The 21,657-nt window shown below is 57.6% G+C and carries 21 protein-coding genes and 1 tRNA gene; 9 read left to right on the top strand and 13 right to left on the bottom strand.

Annotated features, from left to right (window positions below):
- Position 1: 1 nt before the first annotated feature.
- Genes WC811_RS08045 through WC811_RS08035 form a run of 3 tightly spaced genes read left to right on the top strand, consistent with a single transcriptional unit; the run spans position 2 to position 1,847 of the window.
- Entirely contained in the window at positions 2-670 is a 669-nt protein-coding gene (locus tag WC811_RS08045) for a nitrile hydratase subunit alpha (RefSeq protein ID WP_372642825.1), read from the top strand.
- Positions 667-999: a nitrile hydratase gene (locus WC811_RS08040; protein WP_372642822.1), complete on the top strand. Its 333-nt coding sequence runs from the start codon at positions 667-669 to the stop codon at positions 997-999. Before WC811_RS08045 ends, WC811_RS08040 begins: the two co-directional genes overlap by 4 nt.
- Before the next feature lie 26 nt (positions 1,000-1,025).
- The gene (locus WC811_RS08035) at positions 1,026-1,847 is read left to right on the top strand and encodes an alpha/beta fold hydrolase (RefSeq protein WP_372642819.1); all 822 of its coding nucleotides are present in this window, start codon (positions 1,026-1,028) and stop codon (positions 1,845-1,847) included.
- Positions 1,848-2,272: 425 nt separating this feature from the next.
- Here WC811_RS08035 and arsH read toward each other — a convergent pair whose 3' ends face one another.
- Genes arsH through WC811_RS08005 form a run of 6 tightly spaced genes read right to left on the bottom strand, consistent with a single transcriptional unit; the run spans position 2,273 to position 5,152 of the window.
- Complete coding sequence (gene arsH / locus WC811_RS08030; protein ID WP_372642817.1) at positions 2,273-3,016, bottom strand: arsenical resistance protein ArsH; 744 nt, start codon at positions 3,014-3,016, stop codon at positions 2,273-2,275.
- The gene (arsC, locus tag WC811_RS08025; protein ID WP_372642814.1) at positions 3,013-3,429 is read right to left on the bottom strand and encodes an arsenate reductase (glutaredoxin); all 417 of its coding nucleotides are present in this window, start codon (positions 3,427-3,429) and stop codon (positions 3,013-3,015) included. Before arsC ends, arsH begins: the two co-directional genes overlap by 4 nt.
- Before the next feature lie 3 nt (positions 3,430-3,432).
- On the bottom strand, positions 3,433-4,125 hold the full coding sequence (locus tag WC811_RS08020; RefSeq protein WP_372642812.1) for an aquaporin: 693 nt from the start codon (positions 4,123-4,125) through the stop codon (positions 3,433-3,435).
- 3 nt (positions 4,126-4,128) lie between these two features.
- The gene (locus WC811_RS08015; protein WP_372642810.1) at positions 4,129-4,647 is read right to left on the bottom strand and encodes an arsenate reductase ArsC; all 519 of its coding nucleotides are present in this window, start codon (positions 4,645-4,647) and stop codon (positions 4,129-4,131) included.
- Positions 4,644-4,991, bottom strand: coding sequence for an ArsR/SmtB family transcription factor (locus WC811_RS08010; protein ID WP_372642807.1), 348 nt, complete (start codon positions 4,989-4,991; stop codon positions 4,644-4,646). Before WC811_RS08010 ends, WC811_RS08015 begins: the two co-directional genes overlap by 4 nt.
- 44 nt (positions 4,992-5,035) lie before the next feature.
- Positions 5,036-5,152 (bottom strand): hypothetical protein, encoded by a 117-nt coding sequence (locus WC811_RS08005; protein ID WP_372643703.1) that lies wholly within the window; start codon positions 5,150-5,152, stop codon positions 5,036-5,038.
- 6 nt (positions 5,153-5,158) lie between these two features.
- Here WC811_RS08005 and WC811_RS08000 point away from each other — a divergent pair, with 6 nt between their 5' ends.
- Complete coding sequence (locus tag WC811_RS08000; protein WP_372642804.1) at positions 5,159-5,314, top strand: hypothetical protein; 156 nt, start codon at positions 5,159-5,161, stop codon at positions 5,312-5,314.
- A gap of 731 nt (positions 5,315-6,045) precedes the next feature.
- Here WC811_RS08000 and WC811_RS07995 read toward each other — a convergent pair.
- Positions 6,046-6,369, bottom strand: a complete 324-nt coding sequence (locus WC811_RS07995) for a Crp/Fnr family transcriptional regulator (protein ID WP_372642801.1) — start codon at positions 6,367-6,369, stop codon at positions 6,046-6,048.
- Between the two features lie 372 nt (positions 6,370-6,741).
- On the opposite strand from WC811_RS07995, the gene WC811_RS07990 reads away from it, so the two are divergent.
- The gene (locus tag WC811_RS07990) at positions 6,742-8,277 is read left to right on the top strand and encodes a porin (RefSeq protein WP_372642799.1); all 1,536 of its coding nucleotides are present in this window, start codon (positions 6,742-6,744) and stop codon (positions 8,275-8,277) included.
- 769 nt (positions 8,278-9,046) lie between these two features.
- Here the strand turns inward: WC811_RS07990 and WC811_RS07985 are convergent.
- Together WC811_RS07985 and WC811_RS07980 are read right to left on the bottom strand one after the other, a co-directional pair.
- On the bottom strand, positions 9,047-9,709 hold the full coding sequence (locus WC811_RS07985; protein ID WP_372642797.1) for a response regulator transcription factor: 663 nt from the start codon (positions 9,707-9,709) through the stop codon (positions 9,047-9,049).
- Entirely contained in the window at positions 9,706-11,346 is a 1,641-nt protein-coding gene (locus tag WC811_RS07980; protein ID WP_372642794.1) for an MASE1 domain-containing protein, read from the bottom strand. The genes WC811_RS07985 and WC811_RS07980 overlap by 4 nt, the downstream gene beginning before the upstream one ends.
- Before the next feature lie 314 nt (positions 11,347-11,660).
- Between WC811_RS07980 and WC811_RS07975 the strand changes: the two genes are divergently transcribed.
- The 3 genes from WC811_RS07975 to WC811_RS07965 are packed head-to-tail and all read left to right on the top strand — an operon-like array spanning position 11,661 to position 17,672.
- A complete protein-coding gene (locus WC811_RS07975; protein WP_372642792.1) occupies positions 11,661-14,855 on the top strand; it encodes an efflux RND transporter permease subunit in 3,195 nt (1,064 codons plus the stop codon).
- Complete coding sequence (locus WC811_RS07970; RefSeq protein WP_372642790.1) at positions 14,848-16,134, top strand: efflux RND transporter periplasmic adaptor subunit; 1,287 nt, start codon at positions 14,848-14,850, stop codon at positions 16,132-16,134. The genes WC811_RS07975 and WC811_RS07970 overlap by 8 nt, the downstream gene beginning before the upstream one ends.
- Positions 16,134-17,672 carry an efflux transporter outer membrane subunit gene (locus tag WC811_RS07965; RefSeq protein ID WP_372642788.1) on the top strand — a complete coding sequence of 513 codons (1,539 nt, stop codon included), beginning with the start codon at positions 16,134-16,136 and terminating at the stop codon, positions 17,670-17,672. The genes WC811_RS07970 and WC811_RS07965 overlap by 1 nt, the downstream gene beginning before the upstream one ends.
- A gap of 23 nt (positions 17,673-17,695) precedes the next feature.
- Here WC811_RS07965 and WC811_RS07960 read toward each other — a convergent pair whose 3' ends face one another.
- Entirely contained in the window at positions 17,696-18,478 is a 783-nt protein-coding gene (locus WC811_RS07960) for a tetratricopeptide repeat protein (RefSeq protein WP_372642786.1), read from the bottom strand.
- 277 nt (positions 18,479-18,755) lie between these two features.
- Between WC811_RS07960 and WC811_RS07955 the strand changes: the two genes are divergently transcribed.
- Positions 18,756-19,667 (top strand): hypothetical protein, encoded by a 912-nt coding sequence (locus WC811_RS07955; protein WP_372642784.1) that lies wholly within the window; start codon positions 18,756-18,758, stop codon positions 19,665-19,667.
- Between the two features lie 155 nt (positions 19,668-19,822).
- Here the strand turns inward: WC811_RS07955 and WC811_RS07950 are convergent, their stop codons facing one another.
- From WC811_RS07950 to WC811_RS07940, 3 genes are all read right to left on the bottom strand, one after another.
- Positions 19,823-20,212: a hypothetical protein gene (locus tag WC811_RS07950; protein WP_372642782.1), complete on the bottom strand. Its 390-nt coding sequence runs from the start codon at positions 20,210-20,212 to the stop codon at positions 19,823-19,825.
- A gap of 376 nt (positions 20,213-20,588) precedes the next feature.
- Positions 20,589-20,662, bottom strand: a tRNA-Gln gene (locus WC811_RS07945).
- A 189-nt stretch (positions 20,663-20,851) separates the two neighbouring features.
- Positions 20,852-21,628, bottom strand: a complete 777-nt coding sequence (locus WC811_RS07940; RefSeq protein WP_372642780.1) for a M15 family metallopeptidase — start codon at positions 21,626-21,628, stop codon at positions 20,852-20,854.
- Positions 21,629-21,657: the final 29 nt, after the last annotated feature.

The following is a 21,657-nucleotide window of genomic DNA, read 5'->3' as shown; positions in this document are numbered from 1 at the left end:
CATGCCACACGCGAACCACGACCACGACGATCATGATGAGCACGACCATCCTCACGCTGAGATAAGCCAAGCCGAAAAGCCGAGCTACTACGATATGCTGGAGACGGCTGTCCGGGAGCTGCTGATCGAGCAGAAACTCTTTGGCGCCGACGAGATCCGGCGGCAGATCGAGGTCCTCGATTCCCGTACGCCCGCCCTCGGCGCCAAGGTCGTCGCCCGGGCCTGGGCCGATCCCGACTTTCGGAAGCGCCTCCTCGCCAATGGCCGGACGGCTTGTGAAGAAGAATTCGGCATCACCTTCTACGACGACACAGAACTCATTGTGCTCGAGAACACCGACAAGGTTCATAACCTCATCGTTTGCACGCTCTGCTCCTGCTATCCGCGCCCGGTGCTCGGCCTCCCACCCGATTGGTACAAGCTCAAACCCTATCGGGCGCGTGCAGTCTCGGAGCCCAGAAAGGTGCTTGCCGAGTTCGGCACCAGCATTTCAGATGACGTCGAGGTTCGCGTCAGCGATTCCACCGCTATCGTGCGTTACCTCGTGCTACCGAAGCGGCCCAAGGGCACGGAGACATTCACTGAAGAGGAACTTGCGGGCCTCGTCACCCGCGACACTATGATCGGCGTCGTCGAACCCAAGCTCGAAATCCGGAGTGCCGCAGAATGACCGATAGCTCCGAATTGGTGAAGCGCCTCCCCAACGACATTGGCGGTCTGCCGGCCGATTCGATCAAACGCGTCGACCACGAGTTGGAACCTTGGGAGAAGCGCTGCCACGCGCTTGCCGACGTTCTCGACTTTCACAAGATCATCAACACGGAAGAGAAGCGTTGCGGGGTCGAGGCGCTCGGAACGGAAATGATCGGAAAGCTCAGCTATTACGAGCGATGGATCGTCGCCTTTGCCAACATTCTTTTCCGCAAAGGCATTCTAACGCCGACGCAGGTCGCGCTCAAAATGAAAGAGGTTGAGGGGCGATATCCAGACGTACACTAGAGTGCGACTGCCGAGGAACGCGTCACATGCCCATCGTCAAAACCAAAGACGGCGTGGAAATTTTCTACAAGGACTGGGGAACCGGTCAGCCCATCGTCTTCAGCCACGGCTGGCCGCTCTCGGCCGACGACTGGGACGCGCAGTTGTTGTTCTTCCTAAATAAAGGCTATCGCGTCGTCGCCCATGACCGGCGCGGGCACGGCCGTTCCACACAAGTCGCGGACGGCCACGATATGGATCATTACGCCGACGATCTCGCCGCCGTTGTCGCGCATCTCGATCTCAAGGATGCCATCCACATCGGCCATTCGACCGGCGGCGGCGAAGTGGTGCATTACATCGCGCGCCACGGAGAGAGCCGCGTGTCCAAGGCTGCGATCATCAGCGCAGTGCCGCCGCTGATGGTGCAGACGCCGGCCAATCCGAACGGGCTGCCCAAGAAGGTGTTCGACGATTTCCAGGTCGCGCTCGCGGCCAACCGTTCGCAGTTCTACCGCGACGTCGCCTCGGGACCTTTCTATAACTACAACAAGACCGGCAAACCCGCCGAGGCGACCATCGCGAACTGGTGGCGGCAGAGCATGATGGGCGGCGCCAAAGCGCACTACGACGGCATCGTCGCCTTCTCGCAGACCGATTTCACCGACGACCTGAAGAAGATCACCGTGCCGGTGCTCGTTATGCACAGCGAGGACGATCAGATCGTGCCGTACGTTGCTGCCGGTCCGCTGTCGGCCAAATTGTTGAAGAACAGCACTTTCAAGTCTTACAAGGGTTTCCCGCACGGCATGCCGACGACAGAGGCCGAGACGATCAACGCCGACCTCTTGGCTTTCTTGAATTCATAGCGTTCGACGGCGGTCGCTATGCGCCGTGGGCCACACATTTCTATGGAACACGTCGGTCGTTGGCCTTTGTCTCCGTCTCACGCCGAACAAATGTAGACGATCATTCGGCGCATTTTCTGACCTCATCGTCGCGCTGTTCGTGGAAATGTAGGGCTTCCCACTCGGTGTCTTCCCCTTGTGGGGCTGGCTCGCCGCTCATTATCCGGGTGTGGATTTTCTCGCACACGACAATGGCCATCTGATCCACACGCTCCTAGGCCTCAATGGTGACCCGCCCATCGATACCTTTCATATACTGAGCAACGTCTTCATCTTTGGCGGTTTTGCGATGCTGTCCTATTCGTGGAACGTAGGTCGCGCTTCGCTATTGGCGTTTCTTGCGTTTTACCCACGGTGACTTGTCGGAAATCCTCCCGATCCGCGGATCATCGATCGTCGCTGTCGGATTGGGCCGCAGAAGGCAGATTCACACGCCGCGACAGCTCCTCGGCGCTTTCCTTGCGCTCGCTGTAGCGGTCCACGAGGTAGTCTGCGCGGTCGCGGGTGAGCAGCGTGAACTTCACCAGCTCCTCCATCACGTCGACCACTCGGTCGTAATAAGCGGAGGGTTTCATCCGGCCGTCCGCATCGAATTCCTGGAACGCCTTCGCCACCGACGACTGGTTGGGGATTGTGATCATCCGCATCCAGCGCCCGAGCACGCGCATCTGGTTCACGGCGTTGAAGGACTGCGAGCCGCCACTGACCTGCATCACCGCAAGCGTCTTGCCCTGGGTGGGGCGGATGGCGCCGGCGGAGAGTGGTATCCAATCGATTTGCGACTTCATCACGCCGCTCATCGCGCCGTGCCGTTCCGGTGAGCACCACACCTGGCCCTCGGACCAAATGGCGAGATTACGAAGCTCTTGCACCTTGGGATGGGTGTCCGGCGCATCGTCTGGCAGCGGCAAGCCGTGCGGGTCATAGATCTTGGTTTCGGCGCCGAAGTGCTCGAGCAGCCGCGCGGCTTCCATCGTGAGGAAGCGGCTGAACGATCGCGCGCGCAAAGACCCGTAAAGCAGAAGGATGCGCGGCTTATGGACTGCTGTCGCGGCCAGCTTGTCGCCGGCCGGGATGTGCAGGTGGTCGTGCTCGACGTTGCGAAGGTCGCTGGTGCCGTTCTTGCTCATCGGGCGTTCTTCCTTGCCGGCACCACTTCGCCGTCTTCCTTGGCGAAGGCGCCAATGTCGGCGTTGGCGAGGATGTCGAGCACCGCCTCAGACGGTCGGCACAGCTTCACACCCAGCGGCGTCACCACGACGGGGCGGTTCATGAGGATGGGGTGCGCCATCATGAAGTCGATCAGCTGGTCATCGCTCCACTTGGGATTGCCCAGGTCAAGCTCCGCGTAGGGTGTGCCCTTCTGGCGGAGAAGTTCGCGAGGCCCGATGCCCATGCGCTTCATCAGGTCCTCCAGCGTTGCGCGCGCGGGCGGCGTCTTGAGGTATTCGATGACCTCGGGTTCCTCGCCGCTTTGGCGGATCATCGCCAGCGTGTTCCGCGACGTGCCGCAGGCGGGGTTGTGGTAGATCGTAATGGTCATGGCTTACTCCGCTGGCACAGCTGTTGTTTGAACCGAGGGCTGAAACAGCCAGCCCGCCACCCACATGGCGAGCAGCGCGCCAGCCAGCTGCGCGACGATAAAAGGCCCCACGTCTGTCAAGCGGATGCCTGCGAAGGTATCCGAGAAGGCACGGGCGATGGTGACCGCGGGATTGGCGAACGAGGTCGACGCGGTGAACCAATAGGCGGCGGTGATATAAAGCCCGACGTTGACGGCCACTGCCTTGGGTCTTGCCTGCAACGTGCCGAGAATGGTGAGCAGCAAGCCGAAGGTGGCAACGCCTTCGGCGAACCATTGCCCCGTGCCCGTCCTCATCTTGGTCGCTAGCTGCCCCAGCGGCAGTTCGAACATCGCGTGTGCGGCGGCGACGCCGAGGAGGCCCCCACAGACCTGAGCCAGCACGTAGAAGACTGTGTGTCGTGTGGTCATCTCCCCGCGCAGCCAAAACACGCCTGAAACGGCGGGATTGAAATGTGCATCGGAAACTGGCCCGAACATCGTGATCGACACGACGAGGATGGCGCCGGTGGACAAGGTGTTCCCCAGCAGCGCCAACGCATCGTTTCCGGCCGAGAGCTTGGCGCCCATGATACCGGAGCCGATGACGGTCGCGAGCAGCAGCGCCGTGCCGAGGAACTCAGCCACGATGCGCTGGACAACTGAATAGCGCGCCACCGGTTAGGCTTTCTCGCGGGTGATGTCGGTCTTGGACCGGCCGATGTCGTCCAACTGCTTCTTCAGACTGAGCTGATCCAGCGATGCGAGCGGCAGGCTGGTGAAGATGCCGATGCGGTTGTTGAGCATACGGTAGGTGTCGGCAAACGCCAGAGCCCGCTCCACTTCATTGCCCTGACCCTCCGACGGATCGGGAAGTCCCCAATGCGCGGTCATTGGTTGGCCGGGCCAGATCGGGCAGACTTCGTTGGCGGCGTTGTCGCAAACGGTGAACACGAAATCGAGGTCCGGTGCGCCGGGCGCGGTGAACTCCTCCCAAGATTTCGATCGCATCGTACTGGTGTCGTAGTTAAGCTTCTTAAGCAGAGCGATGGCTTGGGGCTGGATCTTTCCGCTCGGCATGCTGCCCGCGCTGTAGCCTTTAAATTTGCCGGCACCGACGCGGTTGATGATGGCCTCGGCGATGATGCTGCGAGCGGAATTGTGGGTGCAGAGAAAGAGGACATTGTAGGGCCGGTTCATTTGGCGTCTCCCTTACACAGCTTGCGCACTTTTTTGATTGTCGAACCGCAAAGCTCCGGCTGGCCCCGACAGCAATCCTCGGTGAGGAAGCTCAGCAGTTGCCGCATGCCGTCGAAATGCACGGCATAGCGGATGTACCGTCCGACGCGCGTGGCGTGGATAAGCCCGGCCCGGTCCAGTTCCTTGAGGTGAAATGAAGCGCCGGTCGGAGTTGCGCCAACGGCTTCGGCGATCTCCCCCGCAGGCAAACCAGAAGGGCCCTCCTTCACCAGCAGGCGAAAGATAGCGAGGCGCTGGTCATGCGCGAGGGCGGCAAGGCAGGTGACGGCGTCTTTACTGTTCATATATTAAATAATACAAGGATTCTTGAAAGATACAATAGCGGTCTTCAATGCTCGCTTGCACAAGCGATGCTGATGATGCGCCCCTTGGTGCAGGAACGCTGTGGCTGTTCCGTCAGGTTCCGCAGGTCACGGACGGCATCAACCTCGAAGCCTAACTTCAGCGCGTGATGGATGAAGCGAAGGCGGTTCCCGCCGCCGCTCTGACGGAAAGAGAAATTGAGCAGGGACGACAGATTTTCGAAACCGCGTATGTGTTGGGCTTAATTTGGTGTGACAAGCACGGGAAAGAATATCTGCGGGATATCGTCGGCTACGACCGGTAGTGCTTCAATACCGGGAGCGCTTCGGTCGGCGTAGATCATCATCGGCCGGATCACCTCCTGCAGACAGAGCCGGAACTGAGCTCCACCGGATCAGAGCCACAGCCTCCTCGAACTCCCCTGCGCCGTTTCGAAAACGCGAATGCGGTTTCAAGTGAAATCCAAGTCGAGATCCGGTATTTCGATGTCAAAAAATCTCGGATCGAACCGGTCGCGACGTCGCATCGAACGTCCGCTGGCTAATATTGCAGCTCGCTGCTCCTCCGCTGCCAAGCAGCGTAGCGGTAAGCAAAGGGCTATAATTAACATATAAGCCTTTGAAATTATTGCATTTTTTTGGCTGGGGGACTAGGATTCGAACCTAGACAGGCAGAGTCAGAGGCTTGGGTTTCATAAATAAAATCCATTTATATCAATAACTTGCTGGCTGAGGCATCGTCCCAATGCGGGCTCCGGATCGACAGGAGTCCCAACGGTGCAAATCCCATTTCACTTTGTCCGTTGCCATCCGACTTATCCGGCCGAAACAGTGATTGCGAAACCTTCCAGCCAAAATCCAACGTCTGCTTCCGGGCCTAAAGCATAGGAACGTGTGTAGTGTGCCGCCGTCGATTTTGACCCGATGCAGACACTAGCGATGAATGCGTTCGCTTCCACGCGATGACTGCATCGCAGAGATAGCTGACATTCTGGACACGGGCGTCAGCCACTCGTGATCGCATTGATCAGTCCGTTTATACAGTCGGAGGTGAACGATTTGTCCGCTGGACGCAGTGGAGACGAATTTTCTGAAAGCTTAGTTCATCGAAGGTTGACCGAGGTATAGCGACGGCTTCGACGTCCGTTTCTGCGATGCCCTCGGCTTGGTATTCTTCGTATCCTATGAGGCAAGCCGTCGTCAGCGCGCAGCTCTCCCCGGCGAATACGCGGTAGAGCACGATCTCCCGGCCGTTCTCCGATACCTGCTGAACGCGAACCGTTCCTTCACGAAGCAATAAATAGGACTTTGGTTCTTGCCCCGGTCCGAAAATACAAGTGCACGTCGGAAGCCGTGCCACCTTACTTGTCTCGTAGAGGCTTTGCTATTTCCGGATCGCGCTTTTTCAAGCCTGGGAAAGCGGCAAGCCAATCCGCAGCTGTCACGACCTTTTCTTCCCTACCTCGGCCAGCGAGTACCACTGTCTGGTCGCGCCTACAATCGCGCCTGGGCTGCCCTGATTTCGTTGATGGTGTTCGGCGCAAAAATCGATTTGGTTCGAGCAGATGCTGTTCGGCAACTCGCGCGAGTGCTGGAATTCAACAAAACCGGCTCATTCTTGCTCCTCCGTATTTCTACGGATGGTTTCGTCACGAGGCCGAAGTTCGACCCTTTGTCAAACAACGACTGCAACACCGGAAGGAGTACGAAATGCTGCAATAGGGGGTATCAAGTGAAGCTTTCTGTTCTTTTATCTGCCGTGGCAATTGCCGGTTTGACCGCTTCAGCGAACGCGGCTGACCTTGGGGGTCCGAGTACCTACAGTGGCTACAACGCTTACAGCGCCGCAAGCGCACCAGCTCCGCTAATCGCGAATTTCTTCGATGGCGCGGCGCCGGGTTCGATCACAGTCGCGGGGATTACCGTCTACGGCACTGTCGACTATAGCGCGGTTTACAACTCGCACGGAGCGTCGCCCACCGGGACGCTTTACCAGGGATCGCTGTATCAGATTTCTAAGATCAGCGGTGGCTCGCAGTTCAACGGCACCAACAACGCCATGAGCCAGTCGTTCGTAGGCATCAAGACGAACGAGAAGCTTTCCGATCTCCTCGGCGCCGAATCCCTTACCGGATGGTCGTTGATCTCGGATGCCCAGATTGGTTTCGATCCCGCGTGGGGCGATATCGCCGATGTGTGTAAAACGCTGCGCATGAACAACGGGCTGGGCGCCGTCCCGCTCGATCAGACTGCAAATCTCGATGGCAGCCGTTGCGGCCAAATTTTCAACGGGGCGCTCTACGGCGGCGTCAAGAACTCCGAGCTCGGTCAGCTGACCTACGGCCGACACAACTCCCTCCTCAATGATGCTCTTGGTGCCTACGACCCCGAAGCGGGATCCTACGCCTTCTCGCTCTTCGCGTTTTCCGGCACGGTAGGCGGCGGCGGTGGCGCGACCGAGGACGCGCGCTGGAACAACTCCATCCGCTATGCGAACACGATCGGCATCTTCCGAGTGGCTGGCATGTATCGGTTCGAGGGCATGGAACAGGGAGGGGACGCCTATTCCGGCAATATCGGGGTTGATCTTCCCGGACCGCTCAAGGGGCTATCAATCGATGGCGTCTATGCCCACTTTAATGACGCCATAGCGGCAAGCAATCTTTCGGCAGGCGACTGCGCGGCTCTCGCGACGAGCATTGCTGCATGTCAGCGTCTCGACGTTCTTAGTGCGACGGTTTCTGACAACGACGCTTGGTCGATTATGGCCAAGTATAATTTCAGCCACTTCGGCTTCGACAACGTGACGGCAATGGGCGGCTACGAGCACATCAACTTCTCCAATCCGGATAGCTCGCTCGACAGCCTGACGACCATCGGCGGCTATCAGCTGTTTGGCGGCGACGTGAACTACAACAAGTACCTCACGGACAAGCAGTTCGATCTGTTCTGGTTTGGCGGCAAGTGGGCGATCAGCCCCAAGCTGACAGCGGCAGCCGCTTGGTACCATTACGACCAGAACACGTTCGTGACCAACTCCGGAACGAGCACGACAGCTTCCACCTGCAACGGCAAATCCGGGACCGCCGCAAGCGGAAATTGTGGTGGCTCATTTGATTGGGTCGGTGCGTCGCTAGACTATCAGTGGACAAAGCGCCTCGACGTTTACGCAGGCGTCTCGTACTCGCAAGCGGATGATGGCTTGTCCAGCGGGTTCACCTACACGAGCACGTGGAATCCGGCATTCGGCGCACGCTTCCGCTTTTAGAACGCACACCGAGGTTTGGGTATAGCGGCATGCTACCTCGCAAGCATGCCGCCATCCAACCCTTGCGGATCGACATCAGATCGCTTCGCTTCAGGCGCTGTTCCCGCAGCGCCTTTTTCTCATGTGCGGAACTATAGTGATCGTAGCGCGTGCCATGGCAATCAACCTCCGGCGTTGAGCCACAGTATTTTTCCCCATGTGTCGTCGCGTCGGGCACCCAACCCAAGGTACCGGACGGAATATCGCGCCAAGAGCATCGGGACTAGCTTGCTCGACGATGCAATTCAAATGCGCGGACGCGAGCTGCATCCCCGCAGTTGAAAAGAGTCGGCATCGATCAGATCAACTCCGCACAGGAAACTCTGCGATGTATAAAATCTTCTTCGCCGCTTCCGCTTCACTTCTCGCCTTGGGCATTGCGACGGCCGCGAGCGCTCACGCACGATGCGATGGCGATTTTGAACTCGTCAATGGCAGTTGGATTGCCACCCGTTATTGTCAGAGGCAAGTCGCTGAGCACATCGCAAATGCAGAGCACTCACACATCACGCACCATACAGTGCGATCCAGCGACATGACGCCTGAGGAGTTTTGCCGCTGGAACAGGGCCAACATCGAAACATACACATACTGCTCCAGTTATAACTGAATTGTGCAGGACAACGTAGGGCCTGCTCAGACAAAGGGCAGGCCGGCTCGGTGTAAATTTAGGTCGTAACATGGCGTCAAGCGCATGGCGTTGGCGTGAAAACCGCCGCTGCGTCGTCCGTCAGTGCTTGGACGAATGTTCTTCCGGCCTTTCTGAAGCTGCAGAAAGGAACGCTTCCTCAACGCGTACGGCAATCCTCACCAGATCGGCGATATTGCGGGCGCCGGTTTTTTCCATCACCCACGCCCGATAGGTTTCGACAGTCCGGGGACTGATTTTAAGTGCGAGCGCGATCTCTTTGTTGGATAGGCCTTTAACGGCAAGATCCATGACTTGGCGCTGGCGTTCAGAAAGTTCATTGACCCGCGTTATGAGTCGAGCAGCCTCAGTATGCCGGCTGCGCTTGTTCTCGGTCTCATCGATCACCGAAGTGATGCTGGCAATCAGGCGGTCCGGCGAGAATGGCTTTTCTATGAAATCGCGGGCGCCCGCCTTTAATGCGGTAACCGCCATCGGGACATCGCCGTGCCCGGTTATCAGCAGCAGAGGAACCGTCGGCCATCTTCGCGCAAGTTCGTTTTGCAATTCCAGACCAGACATGCCTGGCATTCGAATGTCGCAGACAATGCATGATGGCAGCTCGCCACCCTGAAGGCGTGAAAGAAACTGCTCAGCCGTGGAGAAGGAGCAAACTCCAAAGCCGTGATTGCTGAGCATGAGCGAGAGAGAATCTCGAACAGGTTCATCATCGTCAATTATCGCAACCGCCGATGCCAATGTCATTGTTCTGCTCCTCTCGGGATTGATTTCAGCCTGATGCGCACTAGAGCGCCTTTATCGTTGCTGCTCAGGAGAAGTTCCCCTCCGTGTCCCTCGATGATCGTCCGGCTGAGCGATAGACCCACGCCGAGGCCGTCTTTCTTACTCGATGTCCGAATACCGCTCTTTCGCAGGTCGAAGTCCGGAGGAAATCCAGGACCGCTGTCGGCCACGTCGATTTCGATGCGGTTTCCGATGATATTTCTGGCACCGATATTGATCAATCGCTCACGCGAGGAATCATTGTCGATCATCGCTTCGACGGCATTCGATATGATGTTCATGAGAACCTGCTCGATTTGCAGGCGGTCGACGGCCGCGTTGCGTATATCCCGCGCGATGGCAACTTTCACCGACGCGCCAGCGCGCTGAAGGTTTGGCTCGAGCAGATCCAAAACTTCGCGTATCAGCAGATGTGGGCTCTCTTCACCGATCTGCCTGCGCCCGAGGCGAATGAAATCACGCAGATTGCGAACGACTTCCGCCGTGCGTTCCACTTGGCTCGCGACTTTGGACGCGGCTTCGATAGCTACTTTCTTGTCTCCTAGTCCGCTCACGAGATATTCTTGAACCAAGCGGGTGTAGTTCGAAATCGCTGTTAGAGGCTGGTTGATTTCGTGCGCGATTGCCGTTGTGACTTCTCCTGCGCTTCCCAACCTAAAGATCTGCGAGACCGATTCTTGATTCAGCCGTAGTTCCTGTTCGAACCGGCGCCGGTCGGTGACGAGACCGCCGATGGCGAGCCCAGTAAACGCTAAGACCAACATCAGTGATTGGTAGGTGGTTATGCCTGAAAGCTGTGGACCCAGGATTAAAAGTGCGACCACGAGGCCCACTTCCGTCACAACCAGTCCTAATGCAGCACCCTTCAGACCATGTCTCAACGCGATCCAAATGATGGGAAAGAACATTAGATTGAACAGCCGGAAGTGAGGCAGGCTTGTAAAGCCGAATGCAAAGACAAGCGCCGCCAAGATGGCAAGGCCCTGCATAGCAGCCTCGAAAGTGATCCTCGGCAGCCCGCCCACGTTGGCAAGGATGAGCAGGAACGGCGTGACGATGGATACGCCGATGAGATCCCCGAGGGCGTATCTGAAAATATTGTAAGGAATTTCGCTCGGAGAGATCATGCCAGCAGCAGTTAGGCTGGCGACAGATGCCATCGCGACGAATGTTGCGCTGGCGATGGCAATTCCCTCCAGGACTAGGATGTCGCGGAATGACGCGAGTTTGATATCCAGTTGCCAGCGCGACTGCTGAAGCCAGTTGAGAGCAAGCGCGTAGCCCCCGCCCACGATGATTGGCGAAAGGATTTGAACCGACGGGGGGAGTTCGCTGCGCAGGAGCAGGTTTGACACCGCAAGCGCCACCAGAACGTAGAGCCAGAGTTGCCGCCCGAAGATGAGGAAAGCAGCGAACAGCAAGCCTGTTTCAGGGCTCCACGGCACAATTCCGAATGAAGGAGTCGATGAGATGATGCTCAGCCAATCGAGCAGCACGTAGGCTACGATGTAGGTGGGTCCGATCAAAACGATCGGCGCTGCTTGCATTCTGCCCATACGGTTGACATGTGTTCTTTCGCTCACGACCACTTGTGACATCGTCTTTTCCACCACTGCCTAGCGTTCTGCCACTCCGTATGCGACCGGAGGATTAGCCACCGAAGGCCTCATCCGCAAGCTCACGCACGGACTTTAACCTTCCCCCATTTGGCTGATTATCGGAATCGCTGCGCCATGCGTCTTGGCGCGGCACGATGGAACATGACATCGGTGTAATGAACCGAGGGATTTGCGGGGGTGATAAGGCGCGTCGCTGCGCGCACGCAATCGCACGCCTCGAATGCACCGGTTTGACGCTCTTGATCAGCCAAGCTGAAAGCAGCGGGCGTGGTTGCTAAAGGAAGACGTAACGGATGTCGCTGCCACGGTTTTCTCTTTCCCACCCGCATTCCGTTGCGGCAATGATCATCCTCGTATGCCTATTGGGCTTTGGGGCCGTCGCGCGTATGCCGACGGACATCTTTCCCGAGATCAACATTCCGGTCGTCAGCGTCGTCTGGACGTACAGCGGTATGAGTGCCGAGGAGATGCAGGATCGCATCCTCATCAAGCACGAGCGTCAGATGGCGTCGCTCGTCGATGATATCGATCGGATAGAGGCAAACAGCTATACCGGCGTTGGCGTGATCAAGGTCTATCTCCACGAAGGAGCAGACGTAAGCCGGGCCATCACGCAGTTGTCGAGTTGCGCGCAGACCGTGCTGAAGAGCATGCCGCGCAACATCACGCCGCCGCTTATCGTCCGGTACAGTGCGACGGACGTATCCGTCATCCAGCTCAGTCTGGCGAGCCGCTATTTGCCTGATGCGCGGCTGACGGATCTCGGTCAGCAGGTGTTGCGGCCCAATCTCGCGGTCGTGCACGGCGCGCAAGTTCCCTATCCCTACGGCGGCAAAATCCGCGTCATCATGTTGGATCTTGATCCGAATGCGTTGCAGGCGAGAGGATTGACGCCCGCCGACGTGTCTGAAGCACTCGCAAAGCAGAATATCATCGTTCCATCGGGAGACGTGAAGGTCGGCGCGACCGACTATCCCGTGGCCATGAACAACACCCCAGACGCGATTGCGGCGATCTCCGACTTCCCTCTGAAACAGATCGACGGCAAGACGATCTTCGTGCGCGATGTGGCTCATGTCCACGACGGTAGCCAGGTGCAGACGAACTCGGTGAGCCAGAACGGCTCGCCTGGCGCGCTCATGCTTGTCCGCAAGACGGGTGGCTCATCGACGCTCGACGTAATCAACGGCGTAAAGGACGCGCTTCCAGGCCTGAGGCGCATGATGCCGGCGGGCGTATCGATAAAGGCGATTTTCGATCAGTCTATCTTTGTGAAGGCCGCGCTCAACAGCGTCGTCATGGGTGGCTTGATGGCCGCCGGGCTGACCGCACTGATGATCCTGCTGTTTCTCGGTAACTGGCGACTGACGATCATCATTCTGGCTTCGATCCCGTTGTCGATCATCACCGCATTGTTGATGCTCTACGTCGCGGGGCAGACGTTGAATACCATGACCCTCGGCGGCTTCGCGCTCGCGGTCGGCATTCTCGTCGACAATGCGACGGTGGTGATCGAGAACATCGAGCGCCATGTCGGACTAGGAGAGGAACTCGAAGAAGCGATCCTCAACGGCACATCGGAGGTAGGAATTCCGACGTTCCTTTCGACCCTGTCGATCAGCGTCGTGTTCGTGCCAGTTTTCCTGCTTTCGGGTACGGCGAAGTATCTATTCTCGCCCTTATCACTTTCGGTGATCCTGTCTCTCTTCGCGAGCTTGTTGCTGTCTTTCACGCTAGTCCCGGTTCTCTTCAAATATCTGATGCAGTCGCAAGTAGGCAATCACGCCGGCTCCCATGAAGTGAAACCCCAACCCTCTCGGTTGAATCCATTCAGTGCAATCCATCGCGGGTTCGAACACGGCTTCAGCGGCTTTCGCGAGAAGTATCGCAATACCTTATCCTGGTGTGTCAATCACCCTTTCCCCACGTCAATATTCTTTGCTCTTCTGCTTGGCGCGACGGTGCTTCCCATCAGAAATCTTGGGATGGATTTCTTCCCACAGATTGATGCCGGGCAGATGCGTTTGCACGTCCGCGCGCCACCGGGGACCCGGATCGAAGACACTCAGAAGTATTTCGGTGAGGTGGAAAAAACGATCCGCCAGATCGTTGGTAACGATCAGATCGACGTCATCCTCGACAACATCGGGCTTCCGTACAGCGGCATTAACATTGCGTTGAGTGATACGGCGACTGTCGGTCCTATGGACGGAGAGATCCTCATCTCGCTCAAGGAGAAGCATACATCGACCCCGGCACACGTTGCCGAACTTCGCCGCCAGCTGCCGCGCCTTTTTCCGGAACTTCAGTTCTTTTTCCAACCGGCTGACATAGTCAACCAGGTGTTGAACTTTGGACAACCCGCGCCGATCGACATCCGCGTTTCCGGGAGAGATGCTGAGAAAGCCTACGCATTAGCGGCAAAAATTTCGCACGACTTGAGATCGGTGCCCGGGATCGCTGATTCCCACGTCTTCCAAGTGCCCGACGCACCGGCGATCAAAGTCGACGTCGACCGAACGAAGGCGAGAGAACTCGATCTCGATCAGCGTGAGCTTGCAAATGATGTGCTCGTCACGCTCAACTCCAGCGCTCAGGTTTCCCCAAACTTCTGGCTCAATCCGAAAAACAACGTCAGCTATCCGCTCGTCGTCCAAACGCCGACTTACCGGGTGAATTCCACGAAAGACCTTTGGACGCTGCCGATTACCGGGCCGGATGGCCATCAATCTCAGCTTCTGATGAACGTTGCGAGGTTCGGCCGGACAAAGGTGCCGATGGTCGTATCCCAGTTAAATATTGCGCCCGTCTTCGACGTCGACGCCGATGTACAGGGCCGCGACCTTGCCTCGGCTGCGGATGCCATCGACGAAGTGCTGAATAAGGATCGCCCGGATGTGTCGAGCGGCATTAAGGTTCGACTCAGCGGACAGATTGAAACGATGCGCGAGAGCTTCGCAGGTTTGTTCGGTGGAATGGGGCTGGCGGTCGTTCTCGTCTTCCTGCTTCTCGTAATCAATTTCCAAAGCTGGGTCGACCCGATCATCATTCTGATGGCCGTGCCATTCGCACTAGCGGGCATCGTATGGATGCTTTTCACGACTGGAACCCACGTCAGTGTCCCCGCGCTGATGGGCAGCCTTATGTGTATCGGCCTGACGACGGCGAATGGCATTCTCGTACTAACGTTCGCCAATCAGCAAGCGGAAAGCGGCGTCGACCCGATGCACGCCGCAATCGAGGCGGGGTACACGCGCTTGAGGCCCGTGCTCATGACCGCTGGCGCGATGGTCCTCGGAATGATCCCAATGGCATTGGGCGTCGGGGAAGGTGGCGAGCAGAACGCGCCTCTCGCTCGCGCGGTCATCGGCGGTCTTCTACTCGCGACTGTAGCAACGCTCATATTTGTTCCAACGATGTATCGACTTCTGCGTCGCAACCAATCTTTGCCAACTGAACACGGGAGCCTGCCCCTTGCCCATGCTTAAGAAAGTCATCAAGCAAGAAGCCGATCCCCTGGCGACGGATGATGTCCGATCGCAGCAGTCACTTCGCGAAGCTGCGGACGAAGCCTATCCGAGGTCGACCGGTCGGTGGATAACGGTCATCGCGATTGTGATCGGCTTCGGACTTGCGGCAGCATTCGTCGAGGTAACTCGCATCAAGGCGCGAGAATCTGATGCACTGGAGCAAGACACCAGAAAAGCGGTCGCGATGCTTCCGCTGGTCGATGTCGCTACGGCTAAGGCCGGGCAGACGTTCAGGTCTCTCTTTCTTCCCGGCGATACAGCAGCTTGGTACCGGACGACGCTTTATTCTCGTGTCAACGGCTACCTCGCGGAGTGGAAAGTCGACATCGGCGACAAGGTAAAAAAAGGACAATTGCTCGCAACGATCGATACGCCCGACCTTGACTCGCAGCTCGTGGCCGCTCGCGCCGAGTTAGAAGCCGCGAAGGCTGAGGCGAAGGTCCGGCAGGCTGATGCCGATTTTGCACGAAGCAGCTATGATCGTTGGCGCGATTCGCCAAAGGGCGTTGTCTCTGACCAGGAACGAGAAGAGAAGAAGGCGGCCAACGACAGCAGCATTGCCAAGCTCAATGCCGCGACAGCGCAGGTTGCCGTTGATCAAGCAAAGGTCGATGGACTGATGACGTTGACACAGTTCAAGAATGTCACAGCGCCGTTCAATGGAATCATAACTGAACGCCGGGTCGATCCCGGCGATCTCGTGACTGCTGGAAGCTCGGCCAACACTTCGCCGCTCTTCGTCATTCAGCAGACCGACAAGATTCGAATTTTTGTGCGGGTTCCTCAAAACGTCGCAGGCAATCTGTCGATCGGATCGACGGTTGAAGTCACAACGGATGGGGGCTCGGGGCGCTCTTACGAAGGCAAGATCGTCCGGACCACAGGTGCCGTCGATCCTCGTGCCCGCACAATGCTGGTCGAAGTCGTTCTGCCCAATGCCAATTACGCCTTATCGCCGGGGATGTACGTTCGCACGAACTTTCAAGTCGCGCAGTCGCCGAGCGTGGAAGTCCCGGCGGCTGCGATTCTGTTCCGTGGAAAGGGTCCGCAGGTCGCGGTCGTCGAAGACGGCAAGATCAAATTTAAAAACGTTGCCATCGCCAGCGACGACGGGGAAAAAGTGGAACTCGCGTCCGGCATTGATATCGGCGATCGCGTAGCGCTCAATATCAACGGCCAGATTTCGGACGGCGACCGTGTCGCGATCAATAACGACAGTTCCGGAGCCCAAAGCTGATGCACTCACGGGGGGGACTGAAATTTTTTCTGACAATCCTGGCCGGGGGGCTATCGGGTTGTGCAGTTGGTCCGGACTATTTCATTCCGAGCATCGGCGCTCCCTCAACCTTTTCAACCGGGAGCATCACCGGTGCGACGGGCAGTAGCCCGGTGTCGCTCACACAGTCCGAATCGCCCGCTATCCTGAAATGGTGGCAGCTGCTCAAAGATCCGGAACTTGAGTCTCTCATCGACCGTGCGATTGTCGCTAATCCCGATATCGAGATAGCGAGCGACCATATCCTGGCCGCACGCGCTAACGAGGTAGCGGTTCGCGGGCTTGGTTTGCCCACCGTCGAGGCAAACGCTGCAGCGGGCAGAGGAACAGGGACCAATTCAACGAAAGGGCGTGTGGCTGGGCCTCTCAATGCCGGGACGAATACAACAGGACTCAAGGAAATAACGCACGTCGCGGGTTTCGACGCCGCATGGGAACTCGACTTCTTTGGCAGGAACCGGCGCGCGTATGAAGCGGCGCAGTATTCCACAGACGTGGCCGTTGAGCAGCGCCGCGCTGTCCTCGTCTCCGTCGTTGCGGAAGTTGCGCGGGCGTATGTCGAAACGCGCGGCATCCAGGCCAGGATCAAGGCGTCGAAAGAAAATGTGGCGCGCGCGCAGAAAACATTCGACCTTATGAAAACGCGCTTCGAACGTGGCCTGACCAACGAGCTCGATTTCAAACTCGCTTCCCGCCAGCTGGCTACTCTCAAGGCTGAACTTGCACCGCTTTCCGCCGATCAATATGCAGGATGCGCACGAATTGCCGTGCTTCTTGCGACATACTCCGGCGGTATTTGCCAGGAACTCGCCATCTCCAGAAACATCCCGAGGACACCAGAGCGCCTGACAACCGGCCTGCCCGTCGACATCATCCGGCGGCGGCCTGATGTCCGCGCTGCGGAACGTCTGCTCGCCGTTGAAACGGCGAGGGTCGGAATAGCGGTCGCGGACCTGTTTCCACGCGTCGAGATCACCGCTGGGGGTGGGCTTCAGGGTCAAGGGATCGGTGTAGTACCCATCGTGACGAAAGGAATCTATTCCGTTGGTCCGTCACTTTACTGGCCTTTACTCGATTTCGGAACGCTCGATTCACTCGTGCAGATACAGCAACTGCAGGCGAACGAGCAGTTCCTCAACTATAAGCGCGTCGTCCTTTCCAGCGTCGAAGAGGCCAATGTCGCGCTATCACGTTACAGTGCAGCCATGGCGACCCTCGAGTCGTTAGCCGAAGCCGTCAAGGAGAGCAAAAGCGCCGTCGATCTTTCAACCGAGCGCTACGATCGCGGCGTGACCGACTCCCTCTACGTGCTGGACGCTGAACGCCAGGAGGACGAGCTGGAGCTGCAGTACGTGCAGGCTAGGACCAATGCTGCGGTCACTTTCATCGCCGTCTACAAGGCTCTCGGTGGCGGCTGGGAGATGTTTGATCCCGATTTGCCAGTGCCCCATCCGCATCCGGCCGTGCTGGCAGCTTTCGAACATCTACACGACCATTGACGGTCACTTAGCTTAGAGACGCATCATCGTGAAGAAGTGCTGACCGGTGGGATTTCCGAGCGTGCCGCCGTTGGACCGAGTCGGTCGAGCGTCAGCTTGTTCACGATCGCAGCATTGTTCATCGGATCGATCGCGAGAACATGATTGTAGTCCGCTTCCGCGCTTTGAAGCTTGCCCGATGCAGCATATGCGTTCCCGCGCGCGATAAAAGCGCTGAGGAATGTGCCATCGAGGGCAATAGCGTGATCGTAGTCCTGGATCGCGTCGTATAACCGCCCAAGCGCCTTCTGCGCTTTACCGCGATTGAAGTAGAGCTTTGGCTCGTTCGGTGACAATTCGATCGCGCGATCGTAGTTCGCCAATGCTTCTTCAGTCTTGCCTTGCGCTTTCAGCTCGTTGGCAAGATTGTTGTACGCGCGCGTAGCAAGTGGATCGATCTGGATTGCTCTGCGATTGTCAGCGACCGCATGCGCGTAGTCGGCTTGCGCGGCGTGAGCAATCGCTCGCGCCTGATAGGCATTTGCGTCTTGGGGAAAAATCGCGATTGCGCTATTGAAATCAGCAATGGCTCGAGCAAGATCGTTTGTCTCGAAATAGGCTAGCCCGCGATTGACGTAGGCGACTTCTAGATCAGGCGAAGTTCTCGAGTTTTCTTCGATCACCGCACTGCAGGCAAGGATATGCTCGCTCGGTGTCTGCGCATCGGCGCAGAGGTCGGCACTTGCGGCGAATGACGCATCGATATTCGAAAGCGAAAACGAAGCGATCGCCATAATCGAGACTCTGCTGAACGTTTGCATTCGCATCGAAGTCCCTCCCGATTTGTCCATCGAGGCGGTCTCTGCGGCGCCGCTAAGCTGACCCGCCAAAGATCGAAATTGCTCCCCGATATCCCAGGTCCTGCACCCCGACAATCGCCGTTGGTAGATACGTACGACTACCGAGCCGGTATCACGGATGTGCAATTCCCGAGGCGACGGAGACAGTTCGAATGCGATATAGCGGAGGGGAAATATCTTCGGGGGATCGGCAATGGCAATCCATGGCAAGACTATATGGCTGTTTGCTGCAGGAGTTCTGCAGGTGTCCTCAGCAATCGCGGCCGATATAGATGTCGGGTCGACCAATTCGAGTTCTGTGATTCCAGATGTCGCCCTTCCAGCGCCGAACTATCTCGGTGGAACGATATCTGAAAGCTCCTCAGATGCCGCCCAGAATTTTTGGCAGCGATGGCGCACTATCGCGAAAGCGGCAAAGGCTTCGCAACCCGACTGGATGACCCCGATCGCGACCGTGACTCCCCGACTCGAACAGGAGTTTCGTTCCGATCAGTTTTTCGAGCAGATGAGTAATGGCGCGCATCTCGACGTTTATGGTGGGGGGAAGGGCTTCGAATTTATACCCACGATGACGAACGAGGTCCTGATCAATCTCCCGGCGTATGAAGAGCGCTCACATGTCAAGCAGGCCTCCGGTTGGGGCGACTGGCCGGCGCTGACGATCAAGCAGCGTCTGATCAGCGCCAGCAGGGAAAACGGCGACTACATCGTCACGGCCTTTATGGGCGTGCAAGCACCAACGGGCGACGTTCCCTTCACCCAAGACGCGTGGGTCGTCACTCCGACGCTTGCTGCGGGCAAGGGCTGGGGTGATTTCGACATTCAGGCGACTGTCGGCGTACCCATTCCGCTCGAGCACGAAAGCGAGATCGGCACCTCAATCGTGAGCAACATCGCGTTTCAGTATCATCTGGGCCAGTACTTCTGGCCGGAATTCGAGGTGAACTATACGCACTGGGCCGATGGTGAACGCAGCGGCAAAGATCAGGTGTTCCTCACACCGGGCTTGGTTCTGGGCAGGTTCAAGCTTTGCGACGACAGCAATCTGATAGTGGGTCTCGGCTATCAGTTCGCGGTAACGCCGAAGACGTCTTCGCCCGTCCTTACGCCGACGTACGACACTAACTGGATCGTCACGAGCCGGCTCTCATTCTAAGTCAAGGCTCCGTAGAAATACGGAAGGCATCGCGATGGCTATGCGAGAAGCGCCGCGTTCCTATATCGTCGGCGTTACAGACCCAAACTTCGCCCCGGCTTCGTCAAGAAGTCCGGGGTTTTTTACGGCCGTCGACCGGGTGTGCGATGCGCCGCTTACGAGCTTCCAAAGATCTCCCGTTGCCGCGATTCAAGCTCCTGCCGATACCGGCGAAGGGCGAATGCTTCCGTAATATATCCCACAGGTCGTTTTCTCACTTCGTCATCAACGACCACAAGTAATTCTGTTTCCTGATTCTCAAATAGCTGCACCAGCTGATCGAAACGAGTTGGTGCTGTAATCCAGTTGCTCGTATGTATCAGATCCGCTTTCAGGTCTCCGATCACGCATTCGATATTCGTTGCATTCTCGCTATGCACGGCGGCGACATCAAGCAGCCCGATATAGGCACCTTGCTCGTCCGTCGCGGACACGTACTTAGTAGAACCAATGGGGAAGCGAAACCGAAATTCAGAGAGAGGCGTATTGGTTGCAACGGTCTGCAAATCTCGCCGATGAACGAGCAGCGATTTTTCCAGACGTCCACTAGCGGCCCTTAGCGACGTTCGCGACGCATCCGCTCTGCATCCGCTGTTCGATAGAACAGCCGACGTAACGACGGTGAGACTTCGATTGCTTGTGCTGGAGTTTCGCTGACAAGTGCCGGCGTCCAAATTTGGAGCTCTTGAGAATTATCCGACGGCCGGCGGTGCGTTAGGCTTTAGGCCTGCAGACAAAAGATCGGAGCGGTCTAGTGCAGATTAGCTCGCAGATACAGCACGTATAAATCGATTCAACAGCCGTTGGGACGGCTCTAGAGCTGTCCGTTGGTACTCGCGTTAGGACGCAAATTAGGTAATCATCTGAATTTGTGATGTTTTTTGGCTGGGGGACTAGGATTCGAACCTAGACAGGCAGAGTCAGAGTCTGCAGTCCTACCATTAGACGATCCCCCAAGGCCGGGATCCGGCAGCCAATCGGCGGCCGAGAGCGGGCGTCATAGCAGCCGCGCCGATTGACTGCAAGGTCGGCATCGGCGCCAGGGCTTATCTACGCAAAAAAGCCGACGCAGCCGGAACTTGACCGTGCAACCCAGTCCACCCAAACGGCGACGGGCCGCGATCACGCCGCGCTCAATCCGGAGGCTATTTGCCCACGCCGATAAGCTCGGGGCGATATTCGAAGTGCATCGTATCGTAGTGATACCAGCGCCCGCCCCAGATGAAACCGTGCTTCTCGAAAATATCGACGATCTCGGGCGGGATCTCGTTGTGATACGCGGGGCTATCGCTCGGTCCGCCTTTGGCCCATCGCCAATAATGCGAGTGCTTCGTCGCGATATCGATCGCAATGCCGTAGCCGTGCCCTGAGCGCTGCGCCGTTCCGGCGATGGTCCGGCACAGGAAGCCCCCGGCGGACGGAATGAGATAGACGTCGAACGTCTTGGGAAGCGCATCAAGTTCGTCGCTTACTGCCTGCAAATGTTCGGTGACGCCGTTTCTTCGCGATACGGTGATCTGCTGGCCCGATTTTTTCGGAAGCCACCGGATCTTTGTCAGCGACGCCGCGAATCCCGGCTTTCGGCAATCGCCGTAGACCTTCGTGAAGAAGTCTTCGTTGCGCGCCCGCCCGGGATCGAAATTTCGACTGGGTGGCAGCGCCGCCGCGCCTCGCGAATAGAGATAACGAAACATGTCTCTCACGTCGGGATGCGCGAGCCACGATTCAAACGGCTTTGGCTTCCCGTCGCCGAGCGGGAGCCGTGTTCCGTCTTTGAATGTCAGGCTATCGCCCTCGACGCCGGCAACGTACTCGGGATAAGCCGCCTTGAGCCGCGCCGCGATGCCCGCGTTTTCAACGTCATCTGCAACACTGGGCGAGACAACACGCGTCAGCGCGATGAACGCAAGCGCCGAAAACATCGATCGATTTGGGCTCGGCATACCAAGTG

It is taken from the genome of Hyphomicrobium sp. (genome assembly GCF_041659645.1).
GTDB lineage: Bacteria > Pseudomonadota > Alphaproteobacteria > Rhizobiales > Hyphomicrobiaceae > Hyphomicrobium_B.
This window is presented reverse-complemented; position numbering and strand designations above follow the sequence as displayed.

Bases quoted from the DNA above. Each gene is read 5' to 3' on its own strand.
- WC811_RS08040 (WP_372642822.1), top strand. From the start codon at position 667: ATGACCGATAGCTCCGAATTGGTGAAGCGCCTCCCCAACGACATTGGC.
- arsC (WP_372642814.1), bottom strand. From the start codon at position 3,429: ATGACCATTACGATCTACCACAACCCCGCCTGCGGCACGTCGCGGAAC.
- WC811_RS08010 (WP_372642807.1), bottom strand. From the start codon at position 4,991: ATGAACAGTAAAGACGCCGTCACCTGCCTTGCCGCCCTCGCGCATGAC.
- WC811_RS07970 (WP_372642790.1), top strand. From the start codon at position 14,848: ATGCTTAAGAAAGTCATCAAGCAAGAAGCCGATCCCCTGGCGACGGAT.
- WC811_RS08035 (WP_372642819.1), top strand. From the start codon at position 1,026: ATGCCCATCGTCAAAACCAAAGACGGCGTGGAAATTTTCTACAAGGAC.
- WC811_RS08000 (WP_372642804.1), top strand. From the start codon at position 5,159: ATGGATGAAGCGAAGGCGGTTCCCGCCGCCGCTCTGACGGAAAGAGAA.
- WC811_RS07980 (WP_372642794.1), bottom strand. From the start codon at position 11,346: ATGTCACAAGTGGTCGTGAGCGAAAGAACACATGTCAACCGTATGGGC.
- WC811_RS07965 (WP_372642788.1), top strand. From the start codon at position 16,134: ATGCACTCACGGGGGGGACTGAAATTTTTTCTGACAATCCTGGCCGGG.
- WC811_RS08015 (WP_372642810.1), bottom strand. From the start codon at position 4,647: ATGAACCGGCCCTACAATGTCCTCTTTCTCTGCACCCACAATTCCGCT.
- WC811_RS08045 (WP_372642825.1), top strand. From the start codon at position 2: ATGCCACACGCGAACCACGACCACGACGATCATGATGAGCACGACCAT.
- WC811_RS07960 (WP_372642786.1), bottom strand. From the start codon at position 18,478: ATGCGAATGCAAACGTTCAGCAGAGTCTCGATTATGGCGATCGCTTCG.
- arsH (WP_372642817.1), bottom strand. From the start codon at position 3,016: ATGAGCAAGAACGGCACCAGCGACCTTCGCAACGTCGAGCACGACCAC.
- WC811_RS07940 (WP_372642780.1), bottom strand. From the start codon at position 21,628: ATGTTTTCGGCGCTTGCGTTCATCGCGCTGACGCGTGTTGTCTCGCCC.
- WC811_RS07985 (WP_372642797.1), bottom strand. From the start codon at position 9,709: ATGACATTGGCATCGGCGGTTGCGATAATTGACGATGATGAACCTGTT.
- WC811_RS07975 (WP_372642792.1), top strand. From the start codon at position 11,661: ATGTCGCTGCCACGGTTTTCTCTTTCCCACCCGCATTCCGTTGCGGCA.